The organism is Plantactinospora sp. B5E13 (assembly GCF_039871775.1).
Classification (GTDB): Bacteria; Actinomycetota; Actinomycetes; order Mycobacteriales; family Micromonosporaceae; genus Plantactinospora.
Genome location: NZ_JBDPLT010000029.1, coordinates 59410 through 72387, shown reverse-complemented (window position 1 = coordinate 72387; position 12978 = coordinate 59410). Strand labels below are relative to the sequence as shown.

Annotated in this window: 8 protein-coding genes; 6 read left to right on the top strand and 2 right to left on the bottom strand. The window is 73.4% G+C overall.

All coding sequences use genetic code 11. The features are described from left to right. Window positions 1–25: 25 nt before the first annotated feature. Both ABGB05_RS23865 and ABGB05_RS23860 read right to left on the bottom strand, forming a co-directional pair. A complete protein-coding gene (locus tag ABGB05_RS23865; RefSeq protein ID WP_347655700.1) occupies window positions 26–3400 on the bottom strand; it encodes a LamG-like jellyroll fold domain-containing protein in 3375 nt (1124 codons plus the stop codon). 152 nt (window positions 3401–3552) lie between these two features. Next, window positions 3553–6324: a BTAD domain-containing putative transcriptional regulator gene (locus tag ABGB05_RS23860; protein WP_347655699.1), complete on the bottom strand. Its 2772-nt coding sequence runs from the start codon at window positions 6322–6324 to the stop codon at window positions 3553–3555. 254 nt (window positions 6325–6578) lie between these two features. Between ABGB05_RS23860 and ABGB05_RS23855 the strand changes: the two genes are divergently transcribed. From ABGB05_RS23855 to ABGB05_RS23830, 6 genes are all read left to right on the top strand, one after another. Next, complete coding sequence (locus ABGB05_RS23855) at window positions 6579–9512, top strand: BTAD domain-containing putative transcriptional regulator (protein WP_347655698.1); 2934 nt, start codon at window positions 6579–6581, stop codon at window positions 9510–9512. Window positions 9513–9578: 66 nt separating this feature from the next. Beyond that, window positions 9579–9818: a hypothetical protein gene (locus tag ABGB05_RS23850; protein ID WP_347655697.1), complete on the top strand. Its 240-nt coding sequence runs from the start codon at window positions 9579–9581 to the stop codon at window positions 9816–9818. Between the two features lie 68 nt (window positions 9819–9886). After that, window positions 9887–10369, top strand: coding sequence for a hypothetical protein (locus tag ABGB05_RS23845; RefSeq protein ID WP_347655696.1), 483 nt, complete (start codon window positions 9887–9889; stop codon window positions 10367–10369). A gap of 3 nt (window positions 10370–10372) precedes the next feature. After that, the gene (locus ABGB05_RS23840) at window positions 10373–12151 is read left to right on the top strand and encodes an ABC transporter ATP-binding protein (protein WP_347655695.1); all 1779 of its coding nucleotides are present in this window, start codon (window positions 10373–10375) and stop codon (window positions 12149–12151) included. Next, entirely contained in the window at window positions 12148–12459 is a 312-nt protein-coding gene (locus tag ABGB05_RS23835) for a S24/S26 family peptidase (protein ID WP_347655694.1), read from the top strand. The genes ABGB05_RS23840 and ABGB05_RS23835 overlap by 4 nt, the downstream gene beginning before the upstream one ends. Window positions 12460–12462: 3 nt before the next feature. After that, on the top strand, window positions 12463–12963 hold the full coding sequence (locus ABGB05_RS23830) for a MauE/DoxX family redox-associated membrane protein (RefSeq protein WP_347655693.1): 501 nt from the start codon (window positions 12463–12465) through the stop codon (window positions 12961–12963). Window positions 12964–12978 lie beyond the last annotated feature (15 nt).

Here is a 12978-nt window from a genome sequence, read left to right as displayed (position 1 = left end):
TGGTCTCCGGATGCTCAATGGCTGACTACGGGTTGGCGATGGCGCTGTAGACATCGAAGATCTCCTGGTCGCTGAGCACCCCGGAGTACACCCGCACGTCGTCGATCCCACCGGTCAACCACTGCGAGAAGCTGACGTTCGAGACCTGCCCCCGACCCAGGACCAGGGCACCGCCCGCGTTCCAGGCGCTGGCATGGTAGGTCTCGTCCACGGTCTGCCCGTTGACGTAGAGGCGCAGCCGGTGGGCCCGGGCGTCGTACACCGCGGTCAGGTGGGTCCACACCCCGACGGTGGGGCCGTCGAACAGGTCCACCGCCTCGCGCAGCGGTGAACCGGTCGTGTCCTGGTCGGAGCTGCGCACCGACCAGAGGTACGCGTGGTAGTCGTCGCTCCACGACCAGCCGAGGTTGAATCCGCCGACCTTGCCGCCGAGCTGACTGACCGCGATGCCGTTCTTGCCCAGCGCGTCAGGACGCACCCACGCGCTGACCGTGTAGCTGCCGTCGGTGCGTACCGCCGGGCCGCCGGTGGTGAGCACGCCGGTGGTGCCGTTGACCGCGACCGCGTTGCCCTCGACCCCGGCGACCCGGGCCACGCCACTGGCGGACCAGGTGGCCGGCCGCGTACCGGCGGAGTCGGCGGCGGTGGTTCCGGAAATCTCGTTGAGTTTCCAGTGCCCGGTCAGCCTCGGCACCTGCTGCAGTTCGCCGGCGAGCAGCACCCGGTCGTAGACGCGGACGTCGTCGATGTCGCCGGCCCAGAAGTCGACGAGGGTGTCGTTGGTGAGCGCCCGGCCGATGGTGAGCGGACCCGTCCCGGTCCAGGCCGCGCTGTAGCTCGCCGAGCCCTGTAGGACGCCGTTGACGTAGAGCCGGATCTGGCCCGCGGACTTGTCGTAGACACCGGCCAGGTGCACCCATTCGCCCTGCGTCACGGTCGACAGGGAGTCGACGGTCACGTAGGCCGGCCGTTCGACGCTGTCGGCGACGGGGAACGACCACCGGAACTTGTCGCTGCTCGCCAGGTACTGAAGGTAGAAGGAACTGCGGTGGGTGCCGTCCTGGCTGAGCACGCCCCGGTTGCCCGACGAGGTGGTGAGACGTGTCCACGCCGACACCGAGAACGACTTCGACGTGTCGAGCACGGCGCCGCTGGTCGCGGCGTAGCCGTCCGTGCCGTCGAGGTGCAACGCACCGCCGGACACGCCGTCACCCCAGGTGGCACCGCCGTGCAGGGTGGCGTCGCGCCCGTTGCCGGATCCGTCCACGGCGACCGTGCCGTCACCGGACTCGTCCAGGGACCAGTTGCCGAGCGGGCCGGGCGGCGCGGCGGCGTAGAACACCACGGTCGCGACCTCGGACCGGTTCGCCGCCTTGTCGACGGACCGCACGTGCAGCCAGTTGACGAAGCGGTCCGGGGTGACGGTCACGGTCACCGACCCGCCCGCGGTCGACGGGGTGGCCTTCTTGCTCAGCGCCGTGGCGTCGCCGTTGAGCGCGTACTCGTACGAGGCGGTGTCGGTGCCACCGTTCGCCGCGAACGTCACCGACGAACTGCGGCCCATCACCGCGTCACCCTCGGCATTGTCCGGGAACGCGGTCGAGGTCACCGTCGGGATCGGCGGGCGGCTCGTGTCGACCCGGAACTCGCACCACGAACTCCACGCGCTGTTGTCCGTGCCGTCCTCGGCGCGTACCCGCCACCTGGCGTTCACGCCGTTGCCGAAGGCGCCGGACGGGATCTGCTTCGCCACCACGGTCGGGGTCTTGCCGGCCACCGACGCCGACGTCCACTCCCCGACCGGAGCCGTCCCGTCGACCCGCCACCACTGGAAGTGCGCCTTCACCGCGTTGTCGGCGTCGCTCACCGTGGCCCGCAGCGTCGGGGTGCCGGTGCCGATCACCAGCCGGCCGGAGCCGGTCGTACACGTCGCCGATCCGTCGGTGGTCAGGTTCGTGGGCAGCTTCGGCACCGTGTTGTAGGTGATGGTGATCGACGGATTGTTCCGGAACCGCTTCCACGAGTGCGGATCCCGGTTCGACTCCGCCGTGCTCGACGCGCGCAGGCCCTGGGTGATGGCGTCCCAGCCGTTCTTCGCCGCCTTCGCCACGTGTGCGGTGACGCTGAACTCCGCGCCGCCGGCCGGGCAGCTCGACGACGACCAGCCCTTCGCGAAGCTCTTCGCCGCCAACCTGCTGATCCAGCTCGGCTGGTTCCGCCAGGTCGTCGACGACGAGATGCCGCTGGTCTCCCAGACCTGCACCTCCCGGGCGGTGCACGAGTACGACCACACCTCGTACGTCTGCAGGGTCGCCGACAGGATGTGCTTGCCCTTCACACCACTGACGTCGAAGCGGAAGAACGAGCGCGTCAGCTTGCCGTCGTTCGCGTCGTAGCCGACCCGTGCCTCCTTCTCCGCGTCGTTGGCGCCGTTGTAGAACGACGTCCCCGGTAGGTTGCTCCACACCTGTGTCCAGGCCGTGCGCGAGCCCGACCAGGACGGGTCGAGGTAGACCGGGTAGCGGGTGTTCGGGCCGCTGAGCAGCTCGCGGTCCGGCGTCAGCGCCAGCTCGCCCGCGCCGATCTCCACCCGCATCGGGCGGACCCGCCCGCCCGGCACCGTCCGGGAGCCGCTGCCGCTGGAATCCCACATGTACGGCGGCGGCGCCTGGAACACCACCGCACCGGCCGGGTCCGTCGCGGCCAGGCTGCCGTCACTCGCCGCCCGCACCGCCAGGCCCTCGGCGCTCGTCAACAGCCGCAGCCGACCGAGCGCCGGATTCGCCGCCGCCCGCGCCGACTTGACCACCAGCACCTGGGAGAAGCCCTCCGCGTCGGCACGCACCGCCAGGTCGACGCCGGGCAGCACCTCGGGGTAGGTGGCCGTGGCGTCCGAGAGCACCGGCGCGGGCAACCGGCCCGGCCAGCGCAGCACCAGCTCCGACCCGCTCCGGCGCATCCGTACCAGCGGCGTCTCCCCGCCTCCGGAGAACGCCATGTCCAGCACGCTCGCCGCCGGGGCCACCGTGCCGTCCGCGGCGACCCGCAGCGTGGTGTCGACCGGCACCCATCCCGACCCGCGCCGCACCCGTACCGGCTGCACCGACTGCTCCAGGGTGAACGTCCCGTCCGGGTTGGCGAACACCTGCTGCCGCTCGGTACGCAGGGCGGTCGCCTCCACCCGCCGTCCCGAGGAGACGGCCGCCGCCCCGGCGGCGACCTCGCCGAGCACCGGGGTGGTCGACCCCACGGCGGCCACGACCGGGGGCACGGGTGCGACCAGCAGCGTCGCCGCCACGACCGCGCTGGTCAGGGACGCGAGCATGGCGGTACGCACCCGGCGGGGCGGATCAACGCCTCGGACGGCGACGGCCGGCATCAATGTGCTGCGGGCGGGCATGAGGAAGTCACCTTTCGACGGCAGGTGACGGCAGCATGACGAGGTCGGCTATCGCGACGCCATCGAGTCGCGGGCGCAGCCGGTCGGAACGCCGCGGGGCGGCTCCGGCCCGACCGTCCGGCCGCGGGGCCTCGACCGAGGGAGGGGCTCAGTCAGTCCTGTTCACCTGCGGCCGGCTCGTCCGAGGCGCGGAGCTGCTCCGCGTCCGGGTGCCCGAGCCTGTCGAGGATGCGCAGCGCCGCACGCCGCGAGTCGCCCGCCGCGGCGTGGTTTCCCGCCACCTCGTACGCGGAGGCGAGTTTGCGCAACGTCTGTCCCTCGTTGCTGAGGTCCCCCACCTCGCGGAACAGTTCCAGCGCCCGCCGATAGCACGCCACCGCCTCCATCGGCTCGCCCCGCCGCTGGTGGATGTAACCGAGACTGTCCCAGGTGACCGCCTCCCCGAACCGGTCCCCCGTCTCCCGCAGCAGGGTCAGCGCCGCCCGGCAGTGCGCGAAGGCCTCGTCCAACTCACCGAGCTGCGCGTGCTGCCAGCCGACCGTGTTGCGGGCGTTGGCGGTCATCGCCCGGTCGCCCAGCCGCTCGTACCGCAGCATCGCCTGCCGCGCGTGGTGCAGGGCGTCGAGGTGACGACCACTCCGCTCCAGTACCCAGGACAGGTTGCCGTGCACATGTGCCGCACCGGTCTCCTCGCCGCCCTGGTCGTACAGCTCCAGCGCCCGCCGCAGGTGCGTGTCCGCCTCCGACAGCATCTGCAGCCGGCTGTACGCACGACCCAGATTGCGGTGGGTGTGCGCGCTGCCCAGCGGCCCCGCGTCGCGCTCGGCCGCGCCGAGCGCCGCGTGCTGGACGGCGACGTAGTCGTCCCAGTGGCCCTGCCGGTCGAAGTACGTGCCCAGCGCCCAGGCCAGCTGCCACCGCTGCGCGTCGAAGCCGGCCGACGTGGACAGGACCAACGCCACCAGCACCGGATGCTCCACGGTGAACCACTCCATCGCCCGGTGGGCGTCGGCGATCGGCTCGGGGCGTACGCCGGCACACGGCGGCCCGGGTGTGATGGCGTCCCGGTGCGGGTTCAGCCACCGGTCCGCCGCGATGGCCGTGTGCAGGTGGTGATCGAGCAGCCGCCGGGTGGCCGCCCGCCGCCACGCCCGGTCGTCGTGGTGCCGGGCCAGCTCGGCGGCGTACTCGCGGAGCAGGTCGTGCATGCCGTAGCGGCCCGGGGCCGGCTCGTCGGCGAGGTGGGCGCGGGTGAGGGCGACCAGTGCGCGGCGGGCCGCCTCGACGTCCACGCCGGCCAGGCTCGCCGCGGCGGGCACCGGGATCGTCGGCCCCGGGTGCAGGCCGAGCAGCCGGAACATCGTCGCCGCGGCGGCGTCGAGGGTGCGGTAGGAGGCGGCGAGGACCGTCCGGACGTCGCTGCGGGGCGCACCCCCGTCGAACGGGTCGAGCCGGTCGTGGTCCCGCAGTTCGGCGGCGATCGCGGCCAGGGGGAAAGCGGGACGTCCGGCGGCCCGCGCCGCGACGACGGCGAGGGCGAGGGGCAGCCGGGCCGAGGCGGCGACTATCTCGTCCGCCGCCGCCGGCTCCCGCCGTACCCGGTCCGCGCCGATCCGGCCGGCCAGCAGACGTCGGGCCTCGTCGGTGGTGAGCAGGTCCAGCGGTACCGGTACCGCCCCCTCCGCCGCCACGATGCTGGCCAGGTCGGCTCGGCTGGTCACCACCGTGAAGCCGGAGGCGGTGCCGGGCAGCAGCGGACGCACCTGGTCGGCGTCGCGGGCGTTGTCCAGCACCACCAGAATCCGCCGGTCGGCCAGCAGGCTGCGGTAGAGGCCGACCTGGGCGTCGAGGCCGGGTGGGATCCGGTCGGCGGGCACCTGCATCGCGTCGAGCAGGCAGCGAACCGCCTCCGCCGGGCTCGCCGCCGCACCGGTGGGGTCGAAGCCGCGCAGGTCGAGATAGAGCTGCCCGTCCGGGAACCGGGCCCGCACCGTGTGCGCCCAGCGCACCGCCAGTGTGGTCTTACCCACGCCGGCGGTGCCGGTGAGCACGACGATACGCGCGTCGGAGCCGGGCCGCACAGCCGCGTCCAGTTGCTCGAGCTGTCGGGTCCGGCCAACGAAGCCGGACGGCGGGGTGGGCAGTTGCCGGGGCACGCTGAAGCCCGGCCCACTGAACCGAGGCTCGTCTGCGCCGAGCACCAGCCGGTACGCGTCGCGCAACAGCTCACCCGGGTCCACACCGAGGTCGTCGGCGAGCCGGGCCCGGACGGCCGCGTAGACGTCAAGGGCTTCGGCGGTTCGACCACAGCCGTGCAGGGCGCGCATCAGCTGGGCGTGCAGCCGTTCCCGGAGCGGCTCCGTCTGGACGGCCTGCCGCAGCGCGCCGACCACCTCGGCACACCGGCCGGCGGCCAGCTCGGCGTCGTACCGGTCCTCCCACACGACGAGATGCCGCTCCCGCAGGGCGGGCCCGTAGGTGCCGCGCAGCCAGGTGGTGGTGCCGGACAGTTCCGGGCCGGACCAGTACGTGAGGGCCCGGCCCAGCAGGTCGGCCCGGACGGCCGCGTCGGTTTCGCCCCGCGCCCGGGCGACGGCCGCCTCGAACTCGTGCAGGTCCAGCTCGCCGGGCCCGACGTTGATCAGGTAGCCCGGTGGACGGCGGACCACCGTCCCGGCGCCGAGTCGGCGACGCAGGCCCGAGACGTACGTGTGGAGCTGGCCGCGGACCGTGGCCGGCCACGTCTCGCCCCAGGTGAGGTCGATCAGCCGCTCCTCCGGCACCACCCGGCCCGCCTGCAGCAGCAACGCGGCCAGGATCGTGCGCGGCTTGGGACCGCCCAACGGCAGCGGTTCGCCGCCCTCGTCGGCCGCCACCGGCCCCAACAGGCGGTAACGCCGGCCCGCGCTCCGCTCGGTTCCCACGGCTCCACTGTCGATCACGTCTGGTCCACCACCCCGTCCGTTCCCGAGCTCCGCGGTTCGGCGGTGCCCACGGTGGCACCACCGGTCGTCGGTGTCGCCGTCGCACTGTACGACGGCCGCCAAGTCCTCCTCCGGCTTACGAGACGCAGGTCTCCGCCGGACGGTCGCTCCCGGTTCGACCGTCTTCGGTCGGGGCCACGACCATCGGGCCGGCCGGAGGTACGCAGCTCACGGGCGCGCGCTAGCTTTGCGCGGTGCAGGGGTATCGGGTCGGCGTCCTCGGACGGATCGAGGTGGAGGTCGACGGGACGGCGGTGCCGCTCGCCCCGTTGGAACGGGCACTCGTCGCGAGCCTGACGGCCCACCGTGGACGGGTCGTCTCCGTCGACCGTCTGATCGACGGCCTCTGGCCGGATCACCCGCCCGCCGGGGCACGCAACCGGGTCCAGGCGATTGTCGCCTCGGTTCGGCGCGGTACGGCACCGGAACTGGTCCTCACCCGGTCCCCCGGCTACCAGTTGAACGCCGAGGTGACCGTGGACGCGGCGGAGTTCGCCGCCGAGGTGCGGGCCGCCGCGGCCACCACCGACGCCCGGGCCGCCGTGGAGCTGCTCGACCGGGCGCTGGCCCGCTGGCGCGACGACGCGTACGTCGACGTCGGGGCGACGCTGGTCGAGGTCGATCGCGACCGGCTGCACGAGCTGCGCGGACACGCGACCGAGCTGCGGGTCGAGGCACTGCTCTCGCTCGGCCTGCACCGGGAACTCGTACCGGAACTGACCACGCTGGTCCGGGACCGGCCCCTGCGCGAACGGCTGCGCGGCCAACTGATGACGGCCCTGCACCGCGGTGGCCGGCAGGCGGAGGCGCTCGCGGTGTACCGGGACGGGGCCCGGCTGCTCGCCGAGGAGCACGGCATCGACCCGGGGCCGGAACTGCGGCGACTGCACCGGGAGATCCTCGCCAGCGAGCGCAGCGAGCAGGAGACCGCACCCCGGCCGTGGGTGCGGCCCGACCAGCTACCCGGCGTCCCCGGTGACTTCGTCGGACGGGACAAGGAACTCGGCCTGCTGCTGTCGCTGCTGGGCCGCACCCCGGCGGCCACCGGGGCCGCCCAGGTGGTCGTCGTGACCGGGCTCTCGGGTGCCGGCAAGACGACGCTGGCGTTGCGCGCGGCGCACGAGAGCCGGCACCGTTTCCCCGCCGGGTGCCTCTACGCGGACCTGCGCGGCAACAGCGCCGACCCGGCCCGACCCGGCGTGGTGCTCGGCGCCTTCCTGCGCGCCCTCGGCGTGGCCGGGGAGGCCATCCCGACCGAGGCCGAGGAACGCGCCGCGCTCTACCGGTCCGTACTCTCCGAACAGCCGATGCTGGTGATGCTGGACAGCGCGGCGGACGCCGCGCAGGTACGCCCCCTGCTGCCGCCCGCCCGGAGCAGCGCGCTGATCACCAGTACGGCGACGCTGCCCGAGCTGCCGGGCACCGAGGTCGTCCCGCTCGACGTCCTGCCGGTCGGCGACGGGCTGGACCTGCTGGCCAACCTCGCCGGTGTGGAGCGGATCAACCGGGAGGCCCCGGCGGCCGCCGAGGTTGTCGAGTTGTGCGGTCGGCTGCCGCTGGCGTTGCGGATCGCCGGCGTACGGCTCGCCGAACGGGAGGCGATGACCGTCGCCCGGCTCCGCGACCGGCTGCGCGACGAGCGGCGCCGCCTCGACGAACTGTCCCTCGGCGACCTCGACGTACGCAGCAGTTTCACGGTCGGGTTCGAGCGGTTGCCGCCGCCCGCCGCGCGGCTGCTCGCGGTGTTGAGCCGTACGTCGCTGCGCACCTTCGGGATGTGGGACGAGACCACCGAGCCGCTGCTGGAACAGCTGTGCCGGGCCCACCTGCTGACACCCGAACCCGACGGCCGGGTCCGGATGCACGACCTGATCCGGCTGCACGCCCGGGAGCGCACCACCGTCGCCACCGACCAGCTGCTCGACTGGTACACCCGGCTGCTCGGGTACGCCGAACGCGCCGACGCGTCGCTGCCCTGCAAGGCCCTGCCGACCGCGGACGTGTCGGCGTCGCTCGACACCTGGGACGCCGTCGACTGGTTCGAGGCGGAGCGGGAGAACCTGGTGGCGGCGGTACACGACCTGCTGGGGTGGGACGCGGTCGACCTGGCCGGGCGGCTGGCCCGCACGCTGGGCAACTTCGCGATCATGCGCAGTCAGCACCTGCCCGAGCTCGCCGACTGCCTGCGCGACGTGCTCGACCGGGAGACCGAGCTGTGCCCGCCGACCCGGACCTCGGTGCGGCTGTGCCTCGGCACCGCCTACCGGATGGTGAACCGACACGCCGACGCCGTACCGCTGTTGCGCACGGCCTACCGGGACAGCCCGGCGTCGATGGTGGCCCATCGGCTCGCCGTGCTGCACGGCTACTCCCTGTGCTGCCGCGCCCTGGGCCGGGTACGGGAGGCGGACGCCGCGCTGCTGCGGATGGTGCGGCTGTGCGCCGCGCACTGGCCGGTCGGCCCGGTCGGCGGGCACGTGCTGCTGACCCTCGGCGAGCAGCACGGGCAGTACCAGCTCACCTCACCGTTCGCCGTGCACGCCTTCGCCGCGGCCCTACGGTACTTCGAGGAGGACGGCGACCTGTGGGGCGAGGCGCTCGCCCGGGAGGGCCTCGGGCTGCTGTACCGGCACGCCGAGCAGTGGCCGCAGGCCCTGGAGCACCTCGGGAGGGCGGTGGCCACCGCCCGGCGACTCGGGGACCGGCTGAGCGTGACCACCGGCGAGCAGGCGCTGGCCGCGACGTACCTCGCCGCCGGGGACCTCGTCTCGGCGCGCCGACTACTGGCCCGCACGGTGCCGGCGTTCCGGGAGCTGCGCTACGAGTGGGGCGAGGCGATCTCCCGCCGACTGCTCGGCAAGGCGTACCTCGAGGACGGCGACGCGGACCGGGCCGTGGCCGAGCTGGACCGTTCGGTGGTGATGCTGCGCGGCATCGGACAGCCGTACCCGCTGGCGAACTCGCTGAGCCTGCTGGCGCGGGCGCAGGCCGCCCTGGGGCGGTACGACCTGGCCGTCCCCCTCGGCGAGGAGGCGCTGCGGATCTTCGAACACTTCCACGCCGCCCAGTACGTCGACGACCTGCACGAACGGCTCGCGCACTGGCGGAGCGCAGCGCATCCGCAGTAGACGCGCAGGGCGCGCGCAGCGGCGACCCGCAGAGTGGTCGGCAACCACCCACAAAGGAGGTCTGCCATGACCAGGATCATCACCCGCGTCGGCGACGCGGTCCTCGGCAAGGTGCTCGGCCGTACGGAGGCCGGCGCCTGTGTGCCGGAGAACGGTCAGGCGTGTGCGTGCGTCGCGTCCAACGGCTACTGCTCGGGCGGCGTCTATTTCCGCTACTACCGGCAGGGCTACTTCAACTGCAACGGCGCGTGCGTGACCAGCACGTCGCGGTCGGTCTGCTATGTCAAGAAGGCCGGCGTCTGCTGACCTGACGCCCCGTCGGTGGGGGCGCCCCCGGCGGCGCGCCCCCACCCCCGACTCGCCGAGGAGTTCCCATGCCGGCTCTCGCCAACGCCGCCCTCATCGTCATCGGCGCGGTCGCCGCGCTCAACCTCGTCCTGACCCTGGCCCTGGCCCGACGGCTGCGCGAGGTGCGGGCCGGACACGTCCACGACGGCGAGCCCGTCCCCGAGGTGCTGCCCGCCCCGGGTCTGGACGTCAGCGGCTTCCCGTACGCCGACCTGGCCGCCGGGCGGCGCACCGTGGTGATGCTGACCCCGACCTGCCCGCCGTGCCAGACCATCCTGGACACTCTCACCGCCGACGCCGGACGCTACCGGCACGACGCCCTCGTCGTCATGATCGGCACCCCTGCGGAGACCGCGTCGATGGTCCCGCGCTTGGAGGGCTTCGACACGATGACCCTCTCCGAGGAGCTCGCCGAGCGGGAGTTGCGGGTCAAGGGCTTCCCGGCGGTGCTGTCCGTCGCCGACGGTGTGGTCGTCGACGCCAGCCACCAACTCCCGGTCCTGGCCTGAGACGTGGCGACGCTGCGAGCCGCCGTACGGCTGGGCTGCGCCGACCCGAGGGCACTCACCGCCATGGTCGTCCTCGTCCTGGTCGGCGCAGCCCCGCCGATCGGCGTCGCCTGGTTCACCAAGCTGCTCTTCGACGAGGTCGCCAGGGGCCGCGCGGCCAGCGCGTCGACCGCGACCTGGTACGCGGTGGCGATCGCCGTCCTGGTGGCCCTGGCGGCGATCGCCAACCGGCTCTCCGGCTACTTCACCACCGCGTTGCAGCACGCGATCACGATCGCCGCCGACGTGCGGCTGTACCGGAAACTGAACAGCTTTCTCGGCCTGGCCCCGTTCGAGCGGCCCGCGCTGCGTGACCGGCTGGCCCTGGCCCAGCAGGCCGCCGACCAGGCGCCGTACGCGGTGGTCATGTTCACCGTCTCGGTGGCCCAGAACGTCGTCACCATCGGCGGCTTCGCGTTGATCCTGGCGTCCCTCTGGCCGCCGGCCGGACTGTTGCTGCTCGCCGTGGCGGTGCCCGAGTTCCTCATCCAGCTGCGGCTGTCCCGACGTACCGCCCGGGCGGTGGAGGACAGTGCCGGCCTGTTCCGGGCCCGGTTCCTGTTCCAGACCGTGCTGACCGACCTGCGCGCCGCCCGCGAGGTGCGCCTCTACCACCTCGGCCGGTTCTTCCACGACCGACTCACCGGCGCCCTGCGGGCGGCCAACCGGCTCGAACTGACCGCCGCGCGGCACGTCACGACGGTGCAGGCCGGCTGGGCGCTGATCGGCGCCGCGGTGACCCTGGTCGCCACGGTGATCGCGGTGAACGCCGCGCTCCGCGGCCGGTTCACCATCGGCGACCTCACGCTGCTGCTGGCCGCGTTCGGCGCGACGCAGAGCGGTCTGGCGGGCATCGCCGGCCAGCTCGGCGAGGTCGGCGCGGCGATGCGCCTGTTCCGGCACTACGTCGCCGTTCTCGACACCCCGGTCGACCTGGCCGACGGCTCGCTACCGGCGCCGCCGCTGCGCACCGAAATCAGGTTCGAGGACGTGTGGTTCCGCTACGACGAGGACGGACCCTGGATTCTGCAGGGCGTCGACCTCACCATCTCCGCCGGTGAGGCCGTCGGGCTCGTCGGCCTCAACGGCGCCGGCAAGAGCACCCTCGTGAAGCTGCTCTGCCGCTTCTACGACCCGGTTCGCGGCCGGATCACCTGGGACGGGGTGGATCTGCGTGAGCTGCGGGTCGAGACGCTACGACAGCGCGTCGGCGCGGTTTTCCAGGACTTCATGTGCTACGACCTCACCGCGGCGGAGAACATCGGCGTCGGTCGGCTGCCGCACACCCCCGGGCAGGTCGAGGACGCGGCGATCCACGCCGAGATCCACGACCGGCTCCGGGCGCTCCCGCACGGGTACGCCACACTGCTCAGCCGTACCTTCGCCGACCAGGAGGGCGAGCCGGGGGTGACGCTCTCCGGCGGGCAGTGGCAGCGGGTCGCGCTCGCCCGCTCCCTGATGCGCGCCGACGCCGACCTGCTCGTCCTCGACGAACCGAGCTCCGGACTGGACGCCGACGCCGAGACCCGGGTGCACGCGTCGCTGGCCCGGATCCGTCACGGGCGTACCGGACTGTTGATCTCCCACCGGCTCAGCACCCTGCGCGACGCGCGACGCATCGTCGTCCTGGACGCCGGGCGGGTCACCGAGTCGGGCAGCCACGACGAGCTGATGGCGGCCGACGGCGAGTACGCCCGGCTGTTCCGCCTCCAGGCCGGCGGCTACCAGTTGGCGGCGACATGACCGGCTGGCTGCGTCGCCGTTGGCGCCTGGTGGTCGTCCGTGGTCAGAGCATGGCGCCGACCCTGCACGACGGCGACCGGCTCGTCGTCCGCGTCGGCCGGGCGCCGGCCGTCGGTGACCTGGTCGTCTTCCGGGCCCGCGACGTCGTGCCGGAGACGGACGTGCCGTGGATGGTGAAGCGCGTGCACCGGGTCGAGCCCGACGGCGCCGTGACGGTACGCGGGGACAACGTGCACAGCCAGGACTCGCGGCACTTCGGCGCGGTGCCGCCCGAGGCGGTCCTGGGCGTGGCCAGAGGGAGGCGATGACGGATGTACGTCGAGATCGGGTGCCGGGTGCTGCTCGGCGTGGTCCTGTTGGCGGCGGCGGTCGGCAAGGTCTCCGGCCGGGCCGCGTACCGCGAGTTCACCCGTTCGGTACGCGACCTGGGCTTCCGGCCGGCCGGCCCGCTCGCCGCGGCGGTGGTGTCCGCGGAGTTCACCGCCGTCGTCCTGTTGGCGGTGCTGCCGCTGGCCGGCTTCCTCTGCGCTGCCGGGCTGCTGCTCGCCTTCACCCTCGCCATCGTCAGGAACCTGCGGCGGGATGGTGCCACCTGCCGGTGTTTCGGCCGTACGGCGGAGCCGCTGGGCTGGCACCACGTGTGGCGCAACGCCTTCCTCGTCGGCTGCGCCGTGGCCGGTGTGCTCGCCCCGGTCGGTCCGGTGCGTCCGGCCGGAGCGGTCCTGGCCGTCGCCGCCGCGCTGGTCGCCGCCGCGCTCGTCGTCATGCTGGACGAGGTGCGCGACCTGTTCCGCCCATCCCGCCGAGCCTGACCCGTCCACCGCGCC